The organism is Reichenbachiella sp. (assembly GCF_965233835.1).
Classification (GTDB): Bacteria; Bacteroidota; Bacteroidia; order Cytophagales; family Cyclobacteriaceae; genus Reichenbachiella.
Genome location: NZ_OZ247585.1, coordinates 3,064,742 through 3,085,420 on the forward strand (window position 1 = coordinate 3,064,742; position 20,679 = coordinate 3,085,420).

General features: G+C 38.3%; 16 protein-coding genes. 9 read left to right on the forward strand and 7 right to left on the reverse strand.

Annotated features, from left to right (window positions below; translation table 11 throughout):
- Positions 1-523 precede the first annotated feature (523 nt).
- Both ACO6S2_RS12940 and ACO6S2_RS12945 read left to right on the forward strand, forming a co-directional pair.
- Positions 524-1,240, forward strand: a complete 717-nt coding sequence (locus tag ACO6S2_RS12940) for a porin family protein (RefSeq protein WP_422358977.1) — start codon at positions 524-526, stop codon at positions 1,238-1,240.
- 37 nt (positions 1,241-1,277) lie between these two features.
- Positions 1,278-2,459: a hypothetical protein gene (locus ACO6S2_RS12945; RefSeq protein WP_422358978.1), complete on the forward strand. Its 1,182-nt coding sequence runs from the start codon at positions 1,278-1,280 to the stop codon at positions 2,457-2,459.
- Positions 2,460-2,724: 265 nt separating this feature from the next.
- On the opposite strand, the gene ACO6S2_RS12950 is transcribed toward ACO6S2_RS12945, so the two are convergent.
- The 4 genes from ACO6S2_RS12950 to ACO6S2_RS12965 are packed head-to-tail and all read right to left on the reverse strand — an operon-like array spanning position 2,725 to position 8,885.
- Positions 2,725-5,202 (reverse strand): TonB-dependent receptor domain-containing protein, encoded by a 2,478-nt coding sequence (locus tag ACO6S2_RS12950; RefSeq protein WP_422358979.1) that lies wholly within the window; start codon positions 5,200-5,202, stop codon positions 2,725-2,727.
- Positions 5,183-6,562: an HTTM domain-containing protein gene (locus tag ACO6S2_RS12955; RefSeq protein WP_422358980.1), complete on the reverse strand. Its 1,380-nt coding sequence runs from the start codon at positions 6,560-6,562 to the stop codon at positions 5,183-5,185. Before ACO6S2_RS12955 ends, ACO6S2_RS12950 begins: the two co-directional genes overlap by 20 nt.
- Positions 6,546-7,655, reverse strand: a complete 1,110-nt coding sequence (locus tag ACO6S2_RS12960) for an imelysin family protein (protein ID WP_422358981.1) — start codon at positions 7,653-7,655, stop codon at positions 6,546-6,548. Before ACO6S2_RS12960 ends, ACO6S2_RS12955 begins: the two co-directional genes overlap by 17 nt.
- Before the next feature lie 60 nt (positions 7,656-7,715).
- Positions 7,716-8,885 carry a DUF4856 domain-containing protein gene (locus ACO6S2_RS12965; RefSeq protein WP_422358982.1) on the reverse strand — a complete coding sequence of 390 codons (1,170 nt, stop codon included), beginning with the start codon at positions 8,883-8,885 and terminating at the stop codon, positions 7,716-7,718.
- A gap of 216 nt (positions 8,886-9,101) precedes the next feature.
- Here ACO6S2_RS12965 and ACO6S2_RS12970 point away from each other — a divergent pair, with 216 nt between their 5' ends.
- Genes ACO6S2_RS12970 through ACO6S2_RS12995 form a run of 6 tightly spaced genes read left to right on the forward strand, consistent with a single transcriptional unit; the run spans position 9,102 to position 14,521 of the window.
- Positions 9,102-9,758 carry a metal-dependent transcriptional regulator gene (locus ACO6S2_RS12970; RefSeq protein ID WP_422358983.1) on the forward strand — a complete coding sequence of 219 codons (657 nt, stop codon included), beginning with the start codon at positions 9,102-9,104 and terminating at the stop codon, positions 9,756-9,758.
- Positions 9,755-10,672: a metal ABC transporter solute-binding protein, Zn/Mn family gene (locus ACO6S2_RS12975; protein WP_422358984.1), complete on the forward strand. Its 918-nt coding sequence runs from the start codon at positions 9,755-9,757 to the stop codon at positions 10,670-10,672. The genes ACO6S2_RS12970 and ACO6S2_RS12975 overlap by 4 nt, the downstream gene beginning before the upstream one ends.
- Positions 10,669-11,460, forward strand: coding sequence for a metal ABC transporter ATP-binding protein (locus ACO6S2_RS12980; protein ID WP_422358985.1), 792 nt, complete (start codon positions 10,669-10,671; stop codon positions 11,458-11,460). Before ACO6S2_RS12975 ends, ACO6S2_RS12980 begins: the two co-directional genes overlap by 4 nt.
- Before the next feature lie 5 nt (positions 11,461-11,465).
- Positions 11,466-12,770, forward strand: coding sequence for an iron chelate uptake ABC transporter family permease subunit (locus tag ACO6S2_RS12985; RefSeq protein ID WP_422358986.1), 1,305 nt, complete (start codon positions 11,466-11,468; stop codon positions 12,768-12,770).
- Positions 12,770-13,654, forward strand: a complete 885-nt coding sequence (locus ACO6S2_RS12990) for a metal ABC transporter permease (RefSeq protein ID WP_422358987.1) — start codon at positions 12,770-12,772, stop codon at positions 13,652-13,654. The genes ACO6S2_RS12985 and ACO6S2_RS12990 overlap by 1 nt, the downstream gene beginning before the upstream one ends.
- Before the next feature lie 51 nt (positions 13,655-13,705).
- Positions 13,706-14,521 (forward strand): alpha/beta hydrolase, encoded by an 816-nt coding sequence (locus ACO6S2_RS12995; RefSeq protein WP_422358988.1) that lies wholly within the window; start codon positions 13,706-13,708, stop codon positions 14,519-14,521.
- Here ACO6S2_RS12995 and ACO6S2_RS13000 read toward each other — a convergent pair whose 3' ends face one another.
- The 3 genes from ACO6S2_RS13000 to ACO6S2_RS13010 all read right to left on the reverse strand — a co-directional run bounded on the left by ACO6S2_RS13000 (position 14,522) and on the right by ACO6S2_RS13010 (position 17,143).
- Entirely contained in the window at positions 14,522-15,079 is a 558-nt protein-coding gene (locus ACO6S2_RS13000; protein WP_422358989.1) for a rhomboid family intramembrane serine protease, read from the reverse strand.
- Positions 15,080-15,129: 50 nt separating this feature from the next.
- Complete coding sequence (locus ACO6S2_RS13005) at positions 15,130-15,603, reverse strand: hypothetical protein (RefSeq protein ID WP_422358990.1); 474 nt, start codon at positions 15,601-15,603, stop codon at positions 15,130-15,132.
- A gap of 109 nt (positions 15,604-15,712) precedes the next feature.
- The gene (locus ACO6S2_RS13010) at positions 15,713-17,143 is read right to left on the reverse strand and encodes a thioredoxin-like domain-containing protein (protein WP_422358991.1); all 1,431 of its coding nucleotides are present in this window, start codon (positions 17,141-17,143) and stop codon (positions 15,713-15,715) included.
- Between the two features lie 419 nt (positions 17,144-17,562).
- Here ACO6S2_RS13010 and ACO6S2_RS13015 point away from each other — a divergent pair, with 419 nt between their 5' ends.
- On the forward strand, positions 17,563-20,424 hold the full coding sequence (locus ACO6S2_RS13015; RefSeq protein ID WP_422358992.1) for a response regulator: 2,862 nt from the start codon (positions 17,563-17,565) through the stop codon (positions 20,422-20,424).
- The last annotated feature ends 255 nt before the right edge of the window (positions 20,425-20,679 follow it).

Sequence of the window (20,679 nt, forward strand, 5' to 3'; positions counted from 1 at the left end):
CATTTCTTGTTTCCAATGGAGATGCTTTTCTTCGATTTTTAGACCTATATAGGTAGGTCTAAAATTTAATCACTTCCTAGGAGTATGTGAATTAAGCTTTTCGCAACCCACTGGACACCATTGGCCTAAATAAATTATTTATACCATAAAACAGAAATTATTTACTACAATAAATATTTCAATAATTTCAAAAAAACCGCTGTAATTTTATTAATTTATCATTGATTTCAGTCGGTAAGAAAATTCCATCCAATTAAGATCATGAGATGTCGTATCCAATACTTATTGTAACTACAAACCAGAATATAATATTAGTTCTAGGCCAATTAGATGTCGATATTTAAAACTTCAGCTCTTCACTATTCTGCCATATCCGGTTAAATACCTGCCATTCTTCACTTCATTTTGGCATTTTTTTCAAGTCGATTATTATTCTTAATTATTTAATTATTTCGACTTGACATTTAATCTTAATGCCAATAACCTTGCGGAATTATTAAGTTATTTAAATCATAATTAAAAAATGAAAATTCATTTTTCTAAACTTATGGTCGTTATGCTTTCGACCATTGTCCTCTTGCCGCAGGCAAAAGCACAAGATGAAAATAAAAGCATGATTAGATATGGCCCCAAACTGGGTATGACCGTCAGTTCATTCAGCGATTCACAACCACATACCGGATATAATATCGGTTTCACTGTTGGCGGATTTGTTGAATATGGTGTAACTGACCAATTGTCTCTACAAGCAGAACCTGCATACCTCGAACAAGGTGGTAGTTATGTTCGCTTTATTGATGATAGTCGTTTCGGTACTGGAGCATTGCCTCAGCATGCCACTAGTTCGAGAACTACAGTTCGAAATATCGATTTGCCTCTTTTGGCTAAGTATCAGGTTGCGCAGTTTGGCGATTTGAAAACTACTGTTGTTTTAGGGCCTGCAGTATCATACACCATTAGTGCTACAGACGCCTACGAGACTACTTATATCGAAGATCGCAGTTACAGAACAGTCAACAATTCTCGAAATGTAACTAGTCAGTATGAACCTTTCACATTCGGTGTTACCGCTGGGTTTGGTGGTGAAGTAAACATTGGAGCAAATTCTCTTTTTATTGATTTCAGATACCGGTATGGTATTACTTCAACAAAAAAAGGCTATAGCTACATCGATCTCTACGACGTGCAGGGAGATCTAAGAACACATTCTGCATACGTCACTATTGGTATCAGCCTTTAACTGATGCCTAATCTTTAAATCATCTAATATTATTATAATGAAGACCAAAATTAATTTTTTAAAATATTCGTTAATTCTTTTCATAGCTGCATTCACAATGTCTTGTGGCGACCAATTCACCGAAGAAGATGCTTTAGAAGCTCAGCAATCTGTGGATTTGGCCTTATATATCTACAATGGTTCAACATTAGGTAACGAGCCTATTGAAGGCGCAACAGTTACAATTAATCAAGGTGGAGATCCTATGGAAGTAGTTTCTGATGCTAACGGGGTTGCTTTATTTCCTGGAATAGCCATAGGAAGCTATATCTACAAAATAGAAGCAGACAGTTTCATCACAAAAAACGGAACCAATTCTATTTCCACAAGTAACTTCCGAATCAGTCAGTTTACTCAGCAAATTTCATTAACATCTGCAACAGATGAATCAACTGCTACCATCAAGGGTACAATTTTCATTGACACAGATGTAACGAACGAAGAGAAAGAAACAGTAGCTGACCTAACGTTAAGATTTGACGTAAACCTTTCTGATGGTTATAGAACATACACCACTCAGACTGATGCCGATGGCAACTATTCTGTTACTATTCCTACGAAAGGCGTAAGCAGCAGCACGTATGTTAGGTTCTTTTACCCAGACTTAGAGTTAGACCAGACAATTGCTGTAAACAAGTTTGATAGTGAAACAGGTTCATTTCCAGAAGTACTTCCTAGAATTGAAACAATGGCAACGATATTTGGTGCCTCTACTGATGGAAACAATAATCCATATTTTTACGATAGTAATGTAAGGTCTGTTTATGCAATTGCTGATTCAGCACCTAGCGGTGGAACTACTGCCACAATCAGTGATGTATACCTTAACGCCGATGGCGAAGTGACTGGCATAGGCTTCAGTAATGGAGGAGACTATACTGGCGATGCTGATGGAGTAGTTAATGTACAAATTGTAAGTTTAGATGGTGGTACAGGAGCTTCGATTGAAATCAACCTTGGTGATCAGACTAATCTTTCTAGTGCTTACAGCCAATTTGGTACAGCTACGAGAACAATTACAGCAGGATCTGGATACCCAACTGATGATTACACGCTCAACAAGGTTGACTATAGATGGCCAAGTTTTTCTAACAACATTTATATTTATGCAGGTGATGTAAGAATCGTGAATGGTGACTACGGCACTGGCGTTTACCGCTCAGAAGGCGTTAATAATTAAAAATCACCAGTCTTAATAAATCATTACTAGAATGATACTAATGGCATCGAGTTTGACTCGATGCCATTTTTTTTATTGAAGTTCTCAATGCCGTACTCAAAGAATGGTAATTCATTTTTTTAAATAGACAACAATGATAGATTGATACTCATCCCCTTCGAACACAGAGCCCTGACGGTTTTTTGTTGTTTCTTTTTCGAATTCAAGATAAGGATCACACGGTCATGCTAGACCACCAATAATAGAAATGAAGATTAAAAAGTCCTTATAGCTTTATCCCTAAAGTCAAATAAAAGCTTCGACCATCAGATGGTATAATACCTGGACCTGGGTAGCCTGTAGCTCTTCGAGTAAAGTAACTATTATCAGTCAGGTTGTTCACTCCTGATTCCAGACGCAACATCTTATAACTATAGGACAAGGAAAAGTCAAGGATTTGATAGGCGGGTATCTCTCCTATCACTCCTTCTCTGGCATTGCCGGGTTCTGCCACACCAGAATTTTCTGCATCAGTGTACTGCTGAGACATGCTGGTAAACTGAATACTTGCTAGTAAATTCTTATAGCCCATATTGAATCCAGTTTTGATGTTTACATCTGGGATAAATTCCACCTTGTTGCCATCCACATTGTTGTTTCCTTCAATGGCGTTCAAGTATTTGGATCCAGTAAAAGCCGCATTCACAAACCAATTGAATTTAACCTTTTGATTATCCCCTTTTAAGGTTTCTATAAGGTTCCAATCGGCAAAGAACTCCAAACCATAGATCATAGCGTCTCCAATATTCGTCCTTACACGATTTGCTCTATTGTCGAAAACGATCCCGATACGATCCTTGTACATCATCACATAGCCTCCAATGTCATAGGACAAATGTCTCTTCCATTTTCCACGCAAACCAATATCTGATGTGTATCCATTTTCGTCCTGAATATCTTCGTCGATGATGAAGGATGGGTTTACGGTTCTGATGTCGCTAAATGTAACAGAACGATAGTTTTGAGAGAAATTCCAGTAAAGCTCAAAGTTCGGATTGAATTCATTGCTCAAACCTAAACCTAATAAAACAAAGGTTCTGGGTAAAGACTGAACATCGGTTGTATCTCTATAGGTGGTGTCATCCGTTGGGTCAGGAAACACACGGTAAGTCCCTTCACTTTCTGTATTAATGTGCTCAATCCTGAAACCAGGCGTTATAGATAATTTATCATTGAGGTAAAAAATATTCTCTCCAAAAAAAGCCAAATTTTGATTGGGAAAGGTGAAATCCGAAACATATGGATAAGTCGAATTATTCACATCAAATGAAAAATTCGCATCAGTATCAAACGATCCTGGGCCTTGCAATGAAGTGTTTTCTGCTTTGTAAAACTTAGCTCCTATCAAAAACACTGCATCTCGATCAAATAAGCTATATCTCGTCAGTAACCTTGTCTCTACACCCCAATTATTGAAACTGCCTTTGATTAAATCTCTTGGGTAAACATAATTTCCATTTTCATCTGTCCAATCTGGCTCGTTTACAGGGTTTCTATTAAGACCATCCGCGCCTGGAATTCCTCTAAACCCAAGTGCATTTCGCTCAGCGTCTAAACCAAAAACGTTGAGACTGAAATCCGTTCTGTTGGAAAATTTATGATCTAGTCTCATTGAATATAGTTTCCAATCTACTTCAAACCAGTTGCGTTCGCGATTACTGAACATGGGGTCTTCTGCAAATTGGCTATCCGTCAAACCTCCGGCTTGTTGTGCCAAATATTTCAAGTAAGTAAAATCGGCAGAGATACTGGTTTCGTCGCTAAAGGCATATCTGAAATTGGTAAAGAAGTTTTTAGAATCGAAATCAGAATTGGGTCGATAGCCATTTCCTTGTTTATAGTTGAAATAAGTATAATAGCTAAACTTACCTACTGTTCCAATCAGGCTATTGAAGCTAGTAAAAAGCCCAAATGACCCAACAGTTTGGCGTGATTCCAATTCAACCTTCTTATCTGCTACTGGCTCTTTCATTTTGAAATTTATCAATCCGCCGAACTGTGTACCGTATTGCAGCGATGCTGCTCCTCGAATCACTTCAATCTCTTCTAAGCCCTCTACAGGTGGTGTATAATAGCTCTCAGGATAGCCTAATACGTCTGCACTGATGTCATAGCCGTTTTGTCTGGTGTTGAAGTTGGACGTTCTGTTTGGGTCCAGTCCTCGCCCACCTATACTCAACTGTAGTCCACCGTCATTACTTTCATAAATATTTAACCCTACCACTTGAGAATAAACCTGACGTGCATTGTTACTAGCACGATTGCCTACCATCTGATCCAAAAGAATTACTTCGCTTTTCTTCCCAGCATAAATAGCAGTACCTTCCACAGGCTGGAGTCGTTTCAAGCTGAAAATCTCTTCTTTCTTTTGATTGATAACAACTTCTGAAAGCTCTGTCATCAATTCTGAGAGTTGGAAGTTTATGGTTTGGTTGCTACTAAGCTCTAGTTGAGTGGCCAGTGTTTCGTACTGATAGGAAAAAATAATCAGTGTGTATTTGCCTGCGGGTAAATTTGTGAAACGATAATACCCTTCTTTATCCGTATCAATCAGTTTCTTTAGCTCTTCTATATAAACCTGTGTGGAGGCAATCCCTTTGTTTGAAACAGCATCAGTAACTCTACCCTTCAATTCATGCTGCGCCCATGATGTTTGAGCCAACAACAGCAATACTCCAATTATGCTACAAACCTTTAATCTCATCTTCGAATGGTAAAATCCACTGCTTATGTTTGAATGATTCTTTTTCTTTCATTAAATCCACTTCAGGATCTATAAATGGACGGCTCGGTCGTCCATTGAGTGCCACGTAACTATCTACATACACTTCCAGATTTTCATGTCCCTGAGACTCAAAATGATGACCCAAGTAATGTGCATATTCCAATATGAAATCAGGTTGAAACGACATCTGCTTTTCCTGAAAAGGGGTTAGAAAATCTCTATTGTCCACATAAAACCGTTGACCGGTTTTTCCATCAACAATTTTGAAATCCGCAATACCTGCCTTTTCCATCAACATCACTCTCCAGGAAAACCGAAACCCTTCCTCCGTCCAAAATAATTCTCCCGGATACATAAGATATCGAAAAGGAATTATCAATTGGAGCGCAAAGAAAACGATTATCGCATTCAATTTGACTCTTGTCCAAAAAGATTTATTATCTATGTTCAAAGTACGACCAGCATAATTATCCGGTCGCATCCAAGAAACAGAGTGACCCAACCTTTTCAATACATTCACATGCCATTTTGGTGGAAAGAAAATGAGTGTGCAAGCTATCATGAGGTACGGAAACATACCTATGGGAAATAGCAAGCTGGTAAGTACATGAAACACAATCACCATAGTATACCCAAACCACCTGGTTGCCGAGTAAATCAGTAAAAATGGAACTGAGAGATCATACAACGTCCCTGCCCAACTCAAGGCATAGTGTACCCAAGTCTGTTGGAGCCAATAGCCTAGTATGGGCAAGTCATAACCGCCGGGAAGCCACATTTTCAAAGGCATAGCGTGGATCAACCAATCAGAATTCAGTTTTGCCAAACCAGCATAGAAATAGACAACACCTAACATCAGCTTAATCACATCGACATTCCATTGAGGGATATATTCAGATGCTATTTCTTTATGCTTGTAAGCATCAATTGCGGCATAAGCATTTGCCGGCAGAAAAATCATTACAAAACTCACCAGGCTCACGAAATAGTAGTGATTGAGATAAGTAGTCTTGTCCATTAACTCGATGTAGGTGAAGCTTAAAAAGAAAACCACTATTGCTATTCTGTATTTATATCCTACCGAAACCATCAAGGCTGACAATCCACAAATTATGAAGAGAATATAAGTAAACCCTCCTAGCGGTTTCACCCATTCAAAACCATAATAAGAAAAATGAAAAGCTGGTTCGAGGTATAAGCGTTCTATCCAGCCATAGGCCCAAAACCTAATCATACTCAAAAACATAAGCAGCCCAAATAAAACACGAAAGACCGCTAATGGGGCGGCCTGTGTGGTTTGATTCCAATATGATGATTGTGTATCAATCCCCATCTGCATCTACATAGTCCACTTTTATGTTCAAAGCCTGAAGCATGTCCAGCTTGAAATAAATCACATTCTTCTGCAACTCATCATATGTACTGAGCATCAGTGTATTATTAGCTTCTACCTGTTCGGATAGGTCAGCCAACAAACTGCTACTTGTAGTTTCTATAGTGGTGAACTGATCGTTGATCAATTTGACCAAATCCTCACCTTCTTTTATAGAGTTCAAATAATTCAAATACGAGGCAAAACTTTCTCCTTTTGACTCACTACCAAAATGTTGTCCATTAAAAAAGGCTTCGCTTGCCATTAATGCTTCATCATAAAGTGCTTTCGAAACATCTGCTCCATAATAGGCCTCTACATCACTGGCATCCTTGGTACCAGAAAAATATCCTGCAGGGATACCTATTTTGCTAGCACGTAAATGCTTTTCGAAATAAAATATGTAATCATTCGCCAACTTATTGACTGCACCAGTTGCACTTGAGCCATCATTATCTACAAACACCTCTCGATAACCATTGTTCCAGTCGTTTAGTACATCAGTGGTTTGTGAATGCAGCTTTGAAACCACTACGTCTAAATAGGTCTTGTAGGAGGCTCCTGAATTTTCATCTGTGTATACCGCAACTATTCCAGCATCAGTTGTCGCAACACCATTGATCAAGTAATCGATAGCTGGAAAACCTTGTTGATTTCTTCTTGAGGGCAAGTCTAAATTATAACTCCCGGATGCAACATTGGCTTCAATGCTTGTTGGGTCTGTTGGGTAAAAATTGGTATAACTTTGTAGGCTTAGCGTTTCAGCTTTTCCTATTTCGAACATAGCCACCCATTGCCAGGCCAAATAAGCTGATTTCCATTTGGTTCTCAGTTCTACCAAGAGGTCTTCAGATGGGTTATTTGTAAAGTTCTGCATGGCGGTAGCCAACCCTTCCAATTCCTGTACATAATTGTCATAGGCAGGAATAATGATGTTATCTGCCCAATTGACCAACATGGCTCCACGATCGAAATTATCATTGACGGACTCGTCACCTCCTGAATCACAAGAGAACAGGACAATCGAAATCACAAATAAGAGAACTCTAGAAACCTTCATAAACTTAAAAATGAGGTCAATTGAAAACTGACCTCATCCAATTTTTTAATTATCAATAATTTATAATGCTGCTTCATCCAGCACCAGACCGAAAGCATCAACAATTTCCTGTGAAATTTGGTCAAGCGTAGTTGAAGAGGCATTCCATAGACCATTTTCGTTGGCCAATATATCTTCGTAAAATTGTTCTACTTCTGCCTTAGTGAAATATGGAGAATCTGTATTTGGCTTTCTTGTAAACTGCAAACTGTACACAAACCCGAGCCCTTCGGATAAGTCGTGAAAAGCACCTCCATATTCTTGGGCTTCAAGCAATGCCTTTCCTCCCTGGAGATAATGTACAGCTCTTACTGCGATTACTTTCGAAATATTTTCTCTGATTATTTCTGCTTGAGCATCTCTCACCGTATAATCTTTAGCTACAATAGCAGCTCTTCCCAAAATAAAAGCATCTTCAATTGCATCGGCTATACCAGCATAGTTTTCATTTCCATCTACACTACCTATGTATTTGAGCAAATCACTAGGTGCATTCAGACCACCATACACATAACCATATGCCTCATCCCATTGATGTTCCATATTGGTGTAGGTTTTACCCTCTAATACCACACCAGCATCATTATCTTCAACATTCGTTCCTGCGTCCAATTTAGTAGTGCTTACATAGTTGTTCAATATTTGATCAGCTAAAAGTCCGCCAATAAGTGATTTAGCCACCACTTGGTTGTACTCAATCCCATCGGCACTTACATATCTCGTGTTATCACCATCTGCTAACTGTCCGGCTGTTCCTGCTGTAGCTATAACTTCTCCTTGCATAACTGGGAATACCTCATCTACTTGCTGACCAATCCAAGTTTCAATTTGTGTTCTTATGTCATCAGCATCAACAGCGCTACCTGAAAATTCCGCTGAAGCAGCAGTTTTGCTCTTCATGTTTTTACTCGATGCATTCAAAGCTGCATCCAAAAAATCATCATTACCTTCTTCATGCCCGTACATGGCTAACAATTCATCTTTGGTATTCACTCCTGCTTTCAGTGCTGTACCAAACTCTTGTGACATGGCTATTCTAGTGGATTGTCCGCTATAGGAAATAGTACTAGCTCCATCTCTGGTAAATGTATAAGTATCCGGTGTATCTATAGATGGAGTGGTCTCGTCATCGCTACATGACATCAACGTTGCTCCAAAAAGTAAACCGATGTAAATCTTGCTGAATTTCATAAGTCGCAAATATATTATGTTTATTAAGACTGATTATAAATAATGCAGCAAAAGTACATCACGAGTTTTCTGGAACAACCTTTATCTAGACAAATTCTAAATAGTAATTAAAAATCACTAGAACTAGTGAGCTCATATATTTCAATTCCGTCAAAATATATTTTTAGATTAATCTAAAAATTGTTTTCCTTTGTACTAAGTCATACAAAAACTCAGATGCTTAGTCACGCAGAAGAAAACTATTTAAAGGCCATATATCATTTGTCACAAGCGGACAAATCCGATGTTTCCACGAATGCCATCGCAGAGGTTTTACAAACCAAACCTGCCTCAGTAAGTGATATGATCAAGAAACTCTCAGATAAGGGATTTGTGAATTATCAGAAATACAAGGGGGTCAACGTATCAGTAAAGGGGCGAAAGGAAGCGCTACAAATTATAAGAAAACACAGACTTTGGGAGGTCTTTCTAGTTGACAAACTTCAGTTTAAATGGGATGAAGTGCATGAGATAGCTGAACAACTTGAGCATATTAAGTCCCCCCTTCTTACTCAAAAACTAGATAAGTTTTTGGGCCATCCCAGAATCGATCCACATGGAGATCCTATTCCAGACGAGCGCGGTGAAATCGTTGTTGGCAAGAAGGTGCCACTTTCAGAAATTACTATTGGCAAAATAGTTTTGGTAACTGGAGTTGATGATTCGGATTCGGAATTTTTATCGCATCTGGATAAAATTCAAATTGCTTTAGGAACTAAAATAATGCTCAAAGAGAAAAATTCTTTTGATGGCTCCATGCAAATCCAAATGGCAGATGAGCAGGTCATATTTATTTCAAAACAAGTCGCAGACAACCTATTGGTAACAGAATGAAAAACATAGTTTACGTATATCTACTATTCAACATCATAATCCTAAGTTCTTGTCAGCCTGATAACAAAACCCGAAGTGGTAAATTAAAAGTTGTAACTACTACAGGAATGATTTATGACGCTGTCCTCAATATTGCGGGTGATAGCGTAGCCGCACAAGCACTCATGGGACCAGGCGTTGATCCACATCTTTATAAAGCGACCCAGGGAGATTTAAAAAAGCTTCAGGCTGCCGATCTAATATTTTATAATGGGCTTCACCTAGAAGGAAAGATGGGTGAAGTATTTGAGAAACTTGGAAGAATAAAGCCAGTAAGTGCAGTCACAGAAAATATTCCAGATTCTCTCTTTAGGGCGAGTGAACTCTATCCAGGTACTTTTGATCCGCATATCTGGTTTGATGTTTCACTTTGGAAAGAGGCCGTAAAAAATGTACATAAACAACTTGTGGCTTCCGATGTGGCTAATAGAGATTACTATGATACAAACGCTACAACATATCTGAAACAGTTAGATTCGCTTCACAAAGCAGTTAACGAATCGATTGCTCAAATTCCTGAGACACAAAGAATGCTTATTACGGCGCATGATGCCTTTGGGTATTTTGGTGATGCCTATAGCATAGAAGTGAAAGGACTTCAAGGTATATCTACGCTTTCCGAACCTGGCCTCAAAGATGTCGCTGATCTGGTTAATTTAATAGTTGAAAACAGAATTAAAGCGGTATTCATTGAAACCTCGGTATCTAAAAAGGCCATTAATGCCGTAGTGGAAGGTTGCAAACTAAAAGGACATACAGTAGTCATAGGGGGAAGCTTATATTCTGATGCCATGGGTCCGTTTGGTCAATTTGAAGGTACTTACATAGGAATGGTTCACTCGAATGTAGAAACAATAGTAAACGCATTGAAATGATTGTAAATGTAGAAGATCCGGTTCTGGAAATTCACGACTTGACCGTAACCTACAGTCGTAAACCGGTATTATGGGGAGTTGATCTTACTTTACCCAAAGGGGCACTGGTAGGCATTATTGGACCTAATGGCGCCGGTAAATCTACCCTCATCAAGGCCGTCATGGAAATTGTACCCTTGAGTAGCGGATGGGTGGAGTTACTTGGACAACCTATTTCTGAGGTTAGAAACAAGGTGAGTTACGTACCTCAAAAAGAATCTGTAGACTGGGACTTTCCCGCCTCCGTCCGTGACGTCGTTGTTATGGGAAGGTACGCAGAATTGGGGTTATTCAAACGACCTCGAAAAGCTGATTATGAAGCCGCTGACTATGCGTTGGAACAGGTGAACATGCAGCAATTTGCCAGCAGACAAATCAGTCAACTCTCAGGCGGACAGCAGCAAAGAGTGTTTTTGGCTAGGGCGTTAGCCCAAAATGCAGAGATTTATTTCATGGATGAGCCATTCGCTGGCGTAGATGCGGCTACAGAAAAAGCTATAATCAACATCCTTAAAACGATGTCCGACGAGGGGAAAACTGTCATTGTTGTACATCATGATCTGCAGACTGTTTCTCAATATTTTGATTGGGTAGTACAACTAAACACCAGGCTGGTGGCTTCGGGACCGGTGGATCAAGCTTTTACTCAAGAATTATTGCAAGAGACTTATGGTGGTAAGTTGAGTATACTTTCAGAAGTGGGAAATCTATTAAAGAAACAACAGTTTCCAACACGAGACTTGACCTAACCATTATGGAAGATTTGATTACATTCTTTTCTTTCCAAAACCCAAACATCAGATTTGTTACGGGTGGTTCGGTATTGTTAGCCATCAGTTCAGCACTGGTGGGTTGTTTTACTTTCCTAAAGAAAAAAGCACTCGTAGGTGACGCAGTTGCTCATGCCGTATTGCCAGGTATTTGCTTGGCCTTCCTCCTATCAGGAACTAAAAATCCTATATACCTTATTACAGGTGCCTTTCTTACCGGTTGGTTGTCGCTCATCTTAATCGATGTAATTACCAGAAAATCTAAGATTAAAGAAGACACAGCTATTGGTCTTATTCTTTCTGTATTTTTCGGAATTGGTATTTTGCTTTTGACCATGATCCAACATTCTGGCAATGCCGCTCAAACTGGATTGGATTCTTTTTTATTTGGCAAAGCAGCTGCGCTCATTGGACAGGACTTGATCATTTTTAGCGTGATTAGTATTTGCTTACTCCTCGGCGTAATACTTTTTTATAAGGAATTTGCATTGATCTCTTTTGACGAAGACTTTGCCAAATCCATTGGGTTTCCAGTGAAGCGATTGGAGTTAGCCTTGACTACGCTAACAGTTCTTGCTGTTGTTACAGGAATTCAAGCCGTTGGTGTGGTACTTATGGCAGCCATGTTGATTACGCCAGCCGCTGCTGCGCGATTCTGGACCAACAGGCTTAACATCATGCTGCTATTGGCAGCCATCTTCGGCGCCTTTTCAGGAGTGAGTGGAGCATATATTTCTTATGTCGCACCCTCTATGCCGACAGGACCATGGATTGTGATGGTTATTTCTATGATTGCGCTGACATCCTTTTTTATTGCTCCCGAGAAAGGAATTCTTTATAAGCTCATTCGACAGTCCAAAATCAAAAAACGGATTCTTACAGAAAACATTCTTAAGCTCTTTTATCAGTTGGGTGAAATCGATCGCAATTTTGAAGAACAAAGAAATATTGAACAGATTCAAGCCAAGCGTCCAATTAAAACCCCTGCTCTGCTATCAGGTCTAAATCGTCTTACTCATCAAGGGTTTTTAAAACACCAGAAAGGAAACTGGCAATTGACTGACCAGGGACAAAAGAAAGGACAAAGGATAGTGAAACTACATCGTTTGTGGGAAGTATATCTGACAAAGTATTTGCGCATCGCCCCAGATCATGTGCACGAAGACGCCGACAACATTGAGCACATATTAACTCCAGAATTGGAAGCCAGATTAGAGGCGCTCTTGCAGTACCCTACCAGTGATCCACACGAATCAGTAATTCCATACAACAAACCAATTAAAAACTAATGGATGCTATTTATATCATATTAGCCGGTTCTTTGGTAGCCATCACCTGTGGGTTGTTAGGATGTTTTCTAATTCTAAGAAAAATGGCTATGGTTGGCGATGCTATTTCGCATGCTGTACTACCGGGTATCGTTCTGGCTTTTTTGATTAGCGGAAGCAGAGATTCAGTAATCATGCTGTTGGGAGCTGGTATCATTGGGATACTTACAACGGTTTTAATCGAGTTTTTTCATAAGAAAGGGAATCTTCAAACTGATGCTTCCATTGGAGTGACATTCACTTGGTTATTTGCTCTAGGAGTGATTCTGATTTCGGTATTTGCCAATGAAGTTGATTTGGATCAAGACTGTGTACTTCATGGAGAAATAGCCTATGTACCGCTTGACTTATGGATAACTGATTCAGGGTTGATCTTAGGGCCAAGAGTATTGTACGTTTCAGGATTTGTTTTTCTTGTCATCCTAGGTTTTATCACCTTAGGCTATAAAGAATTGTATCTGACCACTTTTGACCCCGCTTTTGCTACAGCCATTGGGATATCAACTGTGCTGTGGCACTATCTTCTGATGGCTGCCGTCTCTTTGACAACGGTTGCCTCCTTTGAATCAGTAGGCGCTATTTTGGTAGTGGCACTATTGATTGCACCACCAGCCACTGCCTATTTACTCACTAATAGTTTTCCGAAAATGTTGATAGTAACTGCCTTGCTTGGCATCATCGTTTCAGCAGCTGGATACTATTTGGCTGTTTTAGTCGACGGATCTATTGCCGGAGCCATGTCTTCAGTGGCTGGCGTATTATTTCTATTCGCCTTTTTGTTTTCACCTTCAGAGGGGCTAATAACTTCAAGAATTCGTCAAAAAATCACGAAACCTAACACATGACTTTTTTCTCCAGCAGAAAAATGTTTTCTTTATCGAAATTGAAATTTAAAAATGCGTTCAACCACAGCTTTCATCATACTTTTTGTTTCGTGCTTTCTTCTCGCTCTTTCTCCCAAAAAGACATATAAGCATACGCCTCATGACTATCACATGAAGTATGAGAGGATTATGATACCTTCGACCAATGGTGCGCAGCTGAGTGCTTGGTACTTCCCCTCTGATTTAGGTGATCAACTGATGATCATTAGCCATGACGGTGTCGGAAACATGGGTGATTATTTAGAAAGGGTAAAGATTCTAGTTCATTATGGTTTTAGTGTAGTGATTTATGATTATCGTGGTTTTGGAGCTAGCAGTGATTTCAAAATCAACAACTATCAATATGTTTATAAAGAATTTTATGATGACTTTGATGCTGTTTACAACTATTGTGAAGAAAGATTTCATCATGAACTTATCGCCTATGGCTGGGGCATAGGTGCTGGTATATCTGTGACTCGGGGCTACCAAAAAAATGACATTGCAGGCATAATTGCTGATGAACCTTTTGTAGATTTCACGACTTTAAAAACCCAATTCAAGAATATCAATGCGGTAATGACTTTACCAGAGGGTATAGAAGATAATGACTATAATACTTTGAATGTCGTAAAGAAAGAGCCAGGCAAAAACCTTAGAGGCATTTTGTACATACATGGTTCGAAAAACTTTTTGTATACCACAGAAGATATGGATAAACTAATGAACGCAACATCCCACGACTTCAAAGAATTATATCAATTTGATGTAGCGTCAAGAATGGACAACTTTACTGTCAACGAATCAGAGTACGCCAAGCAGATTTATGCCTTTGTCCTGAATCTCTAGTTAGTCCAGTTTACGAGTGTTTCGGTACATAAAAGCTAATCCGATTCCAATGGAAGCTCCAAACGCATGTGACTCCCAGGATATATTGGATACCGTTGGCAGCATACCATAAACCAATCCGCCATACAAAATCACAACGACTATAGAAATGGCAAGCGAACGAAAATCTTTTCTAAACAGCCCAAACGAAATCAGAAAAAAGGCCAAACCATAAATCAGTCCACTTGCTCCAATGTGATAGAAAGGTCTTCCAAAAAACCAGACCAGTATTCCCGTAAGGATATAGCAATTGGCAAATACCCATAACGCAATTCGATTGTAAAACACGAACATGGTAATACCCAAGAATAGCAAAGGAAGCGTATTGGATAATATATGTTGCGTATTTCCGTGCACCAGCGGACCGGTTATGATACCGACCAGTCCATCAATTCTTCTTGGGTATATTCCCAAAAAGCCCAAATCAATATGAGAATAGAACTGAAAAGTAAATACCAGCCAAATGACAAAAGTGAGTCGAAGCGGGTAAATAATATCGGCACGGTATCTCGTATACATCGTTTAGGTTTGGAGCAAAAAAAACCCCGACTGGCGGGGTTAATAAATTCTTAGTTTTCGTAATCCGATGGATCATCAATCATGGACAACTCCATCAGCTTAGCCTCTTCATAACTTACAGACATATAACCTAGAATTCCTCCAGAAGCCTCGGCTACTTTCTTTGCCATATCTTTCAAGCTAGCATGCAGCTTCACTGCAAATTTCTTTTCAATTTTAGGCAGGATGAAATTTAATTTTCTCAATTCCTTTCCAATAATCTCAGCTCTTCCGTCAGGCGAATCTGGCATTTCGTTTACCGTCTTCTCAAATTTTTCACCAAAATCCTTACCTACTTCTTTATAGTAGTCTATAAGTTGCTCTCTTGCTCTCGACTGCTTGCTATTTGCAATTTCCACAGCTTGATGGATTTCAGTTTTGTCTATCTTGTCGTCAGCACCGGCTATTAAAATAGACACCAAAACAGGAGCCTTCAGCAACACCTCTATTTCATCATCACGCAACGTGTTGAATTCCTTAATCATCTGATTGAAATTTTATATTGGTTTAAAAAATCGAAAATAAACTAATTCGTCTAAATCAGAAAATTTTCATTACAATTTAGGTATTAAATGAGAAGGTTAAGAAAATCCCCTACTGAGATAACCTGTCCATTCTTTTCCTATCATTTATAAAGCCTTCGATTTGTTCTACATCAAGCTTCTTTGCTATGATCGTTTTGTCTTTATCTACAATATAAACCTGTGGGGTGCTCCTTACATTGTACTGCACTCTAAAGTTACTTTTATAATAAGGATCACCCAAGTGCATCCATCCTTTCAAATCAAATTTTTCGATAAACTCTTTCCACTTTTTTGTGTCAGTTCCAACAGTGACAGCCATTACATCAAAATCGCCTCCCATTTTCTTATATAAATCATATAACACAGGTGTTTTCTTCTTACAATGTCCGCAGTCCGGATCATAAAAGAACAACACCAAATAATCAGACTTAACATCATAAAGGCTCCTTCTATTCTCCAAAGTATCCAATAGATACATCTGCGGTGCTTTTGATCCTATTTGATTTTCGCGAAGAAAGGTCATCTCTTTACTGAGTTCTGCGAGCAAAGTACTATCCGCCCAATCCACCTTTCCATTCAAATAGTAGTTATCAGATAAATGGACAAACACCTTGTCCATACCCATTATTTTCGGATTTTGGTATTCCCCAAAAAAGGTACCCATCCAGAATCTATACAGCTCAGGATTGTTCTTGCACTTAGCTAGAACATAATCAACTGAGGCAATTATAGAATCTGGGTTTTGGAAAGTAACTCTATCAATATATTCCTTCACTTTTCCATAGAAACTTGGCGTCCTAAGCAATCCCTCAGAGTCGAAATCTAGACCATCAAAAAAATGGTCTTTGTAATAATTATATTGAGATTTTTTTTGTTCAATCGTGAGAGAGTCGCTATCTATTTCCAACTCTGGTGACTTGGCCATCATGATCAAAACCTGACTCATAAATGAATTCCCAAACGCCTCCAATAGACTATCTCTTTTTTGCGTATTGAGCTCACTAAGCTTGGCCATCTCCTCTCTTACTCTTACGGTGTCACTCATTACACTAGTTGAGTCTAAAGAGCCTGTCAACTCCTTCACTTTGGTTTGATGATCAATCATCACTAGCTGAAATGCCCGAAATTGTTCATTGTCTTCAGAGTTGACTATTTCCAAATCAGGATAAGTTGTGGCTTTTTTGGTACTCAATTTGAAATCCAATGAGCGATCCACAAGAAAATCCATGGTATAACTTCCTGTATATAAAAAATACACACCTGTTTTGATAGACTTATTATTTTCGAAGACCATATTACCCTTTCCGTCAATAGAAGTGGTATCCAAAACATATCGTTTGTTGCCCATATAATAACCCAAGTAAGCCACGCTATCTTCCAGGCCCTCTACTGTGATTTCAATTCGATAAGGTCTTTTTTCAGAATTAGGTGTTTGTGCCAAAGCTCCTTGACACAAGCCGAAGAACAGTATAAGAATGAATGTGTGTCTAATATGATTCATGTATTTGATTTGATTACTACAGTGTAAAACAAACAAATTTGGTGCTAGCAAATAAGGATTTAACAATTTTTTAACTAGTACTACCCTCTGCTATGCTGCTTAACAACCACATAACACAATGCCCACTTAGAATTATTAAAACAAAACATATAGTTTTTTTGATTATAAAGAATTAAGTGAACTATTTGACGACCAAATGAATGAATTTATTTGATCAAAAATTTATGTTTGACTACCTTGACCGTAATTTATTTTTCACTAAAATTTAGAATGATGAAACTTTTAAAAGAAAAGCTTTATTTAAGCAGAAAACCAGAAGATGATGATGAAGAAGAACCACCAAAGGAACCGAATGGAAGGTTTTAATTGAAAACTTATACAGCAGTATTTTGAGAATTTAATTATTTCACCACCTATCCGTGCGCCGAATTTATCTTTTAATCCTTTTTGTATCAACCCTTACTCTTAGTGCCATTCAGGCACAAAGTCCATCAATTCAAGATGATGGCTCGTACGACAGCTTCGTAAAAACATACGATTCACTAGTTTATTCGAATGAGTTGGACTTAGCCTATGATTTGCTCATAGAAGAATCTGATGACTTATTGGGCAATGAGATCTACAGCAGCTTATACTATCAATTACTATTCAAAAAATTGAAAAGGAATTATTTGGGAGGAAATTATCTCGAATCTATCTCCACAGCCAGAGAATTTCTTTCCACTTATAATAAGCAAGACACCTTAATGGCCTTAACCTATTTTTATCTCGGAATTGGATATCATAGGTTTGGTGATTATGACATCACCCTGGATTGTTATTTTAAAGCAATTAAAATTTTCCAGGAAACATCAAAGTTTGATGAAGTGTCAAACCTTACCGGAAATATTGGCTTGATTTATAAAAACCTCAAGGATTACGATCAAGCATTAACCTATTATTTGAAATCACAACAAATTCGAAGAGAGCATGCAATTCCTCCGGATCCTCATGGTTATGCCCAAATAGCAAGGTTATACTCGCGATTGGATAAGTTTGATTTAGCTAAACAATACCTTGATAGTGGGCTGTATTTTGCCAAAGCTTATAATTATATAGAGGAAGAGTATTTTATATACAGGTCTTTGGCCTTAGTATATAATGCTCAAGGTCTAGATCAGAAAGCTAAACAATTCTATAAAAAAGCTTATGATGGATACATTTCTATAAGTGACATGGACGATGCCTTAGACTGTGCAAGATATATAGCTGCTATCGATGTGAAGCAGGGCAATTACGACGAAGCTCTAGAAAATTGTGAAAAGCACCTGGCAATTGCTTACTCTACCAAAAATCTGAATGAGATTGCTTTTCTATCAAAAAAAATCTATGATATCCTCGTGAAACAAGAAAGGTATAAGGAAGCAATTTACATACAACAAAGTTATAGTGAAGTTCAAGATTCAATTGACCGCTCACAAAAAGAAAGAAACAAATATAAGGTTCAAATGCGGCTGGAAGCTGAAAAAAGAGCCAATGAAAATGAAGTACTAAAACAGCAAAAGGTAGCGGACGAAGAGACAATAAAAGCTCAAAACATTTTACTCGTTAGCGTTTGTATAGGACTTGTTCTTGTGATCATCATTTCGTTGATCATTTATCGATCCTACATCATAAACAAAAAACTCAGTCTCAAAATACAAGAGCAGTCTGATCGGCTCAAACAGCTCGACGAAGCTAAATCTAGATTCTTTGCCAATATATCTCATGACCTCAGAACTCCACTTACGCTCATCATGGGAGGCATCGAGCAAGTCCTTGAAAGTAAAGACCTGCTACTAACGGACAAAGCTGAACGACAGCTGAAAACTGGTTTACTAAATGGAGAAAGAATAATTCACCTTACCAACGAAATTAATGAATTGATAAAACTTGAAGATGGTAAGCTTAGTATTCATAAACAATACATCGATGTAGACAAAATGCTTAAACTCTTTGTTCAGATGTTTGACTCTATGGCCAAATTGAAAGGTATACATCTATCCTATTCGAAATCAATTTTTAAAGGCTCATCAATTCTTCACATAGACCCTTATCAGTTTGAAAAGGTGCTTTTCAACCTAATCACCAACGCACTAAAACATACAAAACAAGGTGATTCAGTTACGGTTTCTTTAAGCAAGAAGAATAATAATTTAGTTATTTCAGTAATTGATTCAGGGGAAGGTATTCCTGAACAAAACATTCCATATATTTTTGAGAGGTACTATCAGGCACCAGAAACTACCTTTAAAACGCAAGAAGGCTTTGGAATTGGACTCGCACTCGTAAAAGAAATCATTCATAAACACGACGCCAAGATAGAAGTCTTTAGCAAGCTAGGAGAAGGATCCGAATTTATAATCAATATGCCACAAGAAGCCGTGCCTTCTGAAGAGGTTACCCAATTACACGAGCTCGACTTTACGAATAAAACCAGGGGGTTATTTAAGGAAATAGATGAACCAATCTCAGAGCAAATACCTGTGGTAAATATTACCAGAAGCTCAGATGAAGAAAGGAAGACAATTTTGATTGTAGAAGATCATCCAGAAGTTCGTGAGTATATTCAAAACATCGTTGAAGTTGATTACAACGTACTAACAGCCCCCAATGGGCAACGTGCTCTAAAAGTTCTGGATAAAGAAGAAGTAGACCTTATCATTACTGATTTGATGATGCCTTGGTTTGATGGCTTTGAACTCCTCGAAAAACTGAAAAAAAATGAGAAACTAAAAAAAATACCAGCACTAGTGTTGTCCGCTAGAACATCAGAAGAAGACAAAACCAGAGTTTTGTCTCAAGGAGTAAACGACTTCCTATGCAAACCATTCAAACCCAATGAACTCATACTGAGAATAGAAAACCTCTTAAATCAGAAGGAACTGTGGAACAACAATAATGAAGGCGCTCTATTTATCAATAATCAAGAAACTCTGGATGAAATAGAAAAATCACTACTTAAGAAGGTAGAATCTTTGGTATTTGACCGAATTGACGATCCTAACTTATCTATTAGTTATTTAGCTGATCAAATTGCCGTGAGTGAACGCAAATTCTATCGCATGATCAAAAAGATGACAGACAGTACTCCTTTCGAATTCATAAAAGAAATTAGAATGCAATACGCCAACAGAATTCTCAAAGAAAAGAAGGTGACTAATGCATCTGAGGTTGCCAAAGCCATTGGCATGAACAATGTCAGCCACTTCAACACACAGTTTAAGAAACGTTTCGGTAAAACTCCCACTGAATTTATATAGCCTCAGAGCCTCCAATGGACGTTTGGCAAGATTTTTAAGAAGGTTGGCAAGATTTTGAAATGACATGTTGCGAGCTTAGAGTCATAATTAATTTTTCTCAAAATGCTGCTGGCTCCAGAATCTCTTCTGGAGCTTTTTTTATTTGGTTTTCTGTCAGGCCCCTCTCTTTTCATATTTAATCTCTAGGCAAGAATAATCTCATCAAAATTTCTTTAGGATAGCAATTTTAAATATCTTCAATTTTTATAAGTTGAG

Excerpts from the sequence above, each read along its gene's own strand:
- ACO6S2_RS12970 (WP_422358983.1), top strand. The coding sequence starts at position 9,102 with ATGCTTAGTCACGCAGAAGAAAACTATTTAAAGGCCATATATCATTTG.
- ACO6S2_RS13000 (WP_422358989.1), bottom strand. The coding sequence starts at position 15,079 with ATGTATACGAGATACCGTGCCGATATTATTTACCCGCTTCGACTCACT.
- ACO6S2_RS12990 (WP_422358987.1), top strand. The coding sequence starts at position 12,770 with ATGGATGCTATTTATATCATATTAGCCGGTTCTTTGGTAGCCATCACC.
- ACO6S2_RS12960 (WP_422358981.1), bottom strand. The coding sequence starts at position 7,655 with ATGAAGGTTTCTAGAGTTCTCTTATTTGTGATTTCGATTGTCCTGTTC.
- ACO6S2_RS12950 (WP_422358979.1), bottom strand. The coding sequence starts at position 5,202 with ATGAGATTAAAGGTTTGTAGCATAATTGGAGTATTGCTGTTGTTGGCT.
- ACO6S2_RS12965 (WP_422358982.1), bottom strand. The coding sequence starts at position 8,885 with ATGAAATTCAGCAAGATTTACATCGGTTTACTTTTTGGAGCAACGTTG.
- ACO6S2_RS13005 (WP_422358990.1), bottom strand. The coding sequence starts at position 15,603 with ATGATTAAGGAATTCAACACGTTGCGTGATGATGAAATAGAGGTGTTG.
- ACO6S2_RS12985 (WP_422358986.1), top strand. The coding sequence starts at position 11,466 with ATGGAAGATTTGATTACATTCTTTTCTTTCCAAAACCCAAACATCAGA.
- ACO6S2_RS12980 (WP_422358985.1), top strand. The coding sequence starts at position 10,669 with ATGATTGTAAATGTAGAAGATCCGGTTCTGGAAATTCACGACTTGACC.
- ACO6S2_RS12940 (WP_422358977.1), top strand. The coding sequence starts at position 524 with ATGAAAATTCATTTTTCTAAACTTATGGTCGTTATGCTTTCGACCATT.
- ACO6S2_RS12975 (WP_422358984.1), top strand. The coding sequence starts at position 9,755 with ATGAAAAACATAGTTTACGTATATCTACTATTCAACATCATAATCCTA.
- ACO6S2_RS12945 (WP_422358978.1), top strand. The coding sequence starts at position 1,278 with ATGAAGACCAAAATTAATTTTTTAAAATATTCGTTAATTCTTTTCATA.
- ACO6S2_RS12995 (WP_422358988.1), top strand. The coding sequence starts at position 13,706 with ATGCGTTCAACCACAGCTTTCATCATACTTTTTGTTTCGTGCTTTCTT.
- ACO6S2_RS13010 (WP_422358991.1), bottom strand. The coding sequence starts at position 17,143 with ATGAATCATATTAGACACACATTCATTCTTATACTGTTCTTCGGCTTG.
- ACO6S2_RS12955 (WP_422358980.1), bottom strand. The coding sequence starts at position 6,562 with ATGCAGATGGGGATTGATACACAATCATCATATTGGAATCAAACCACA.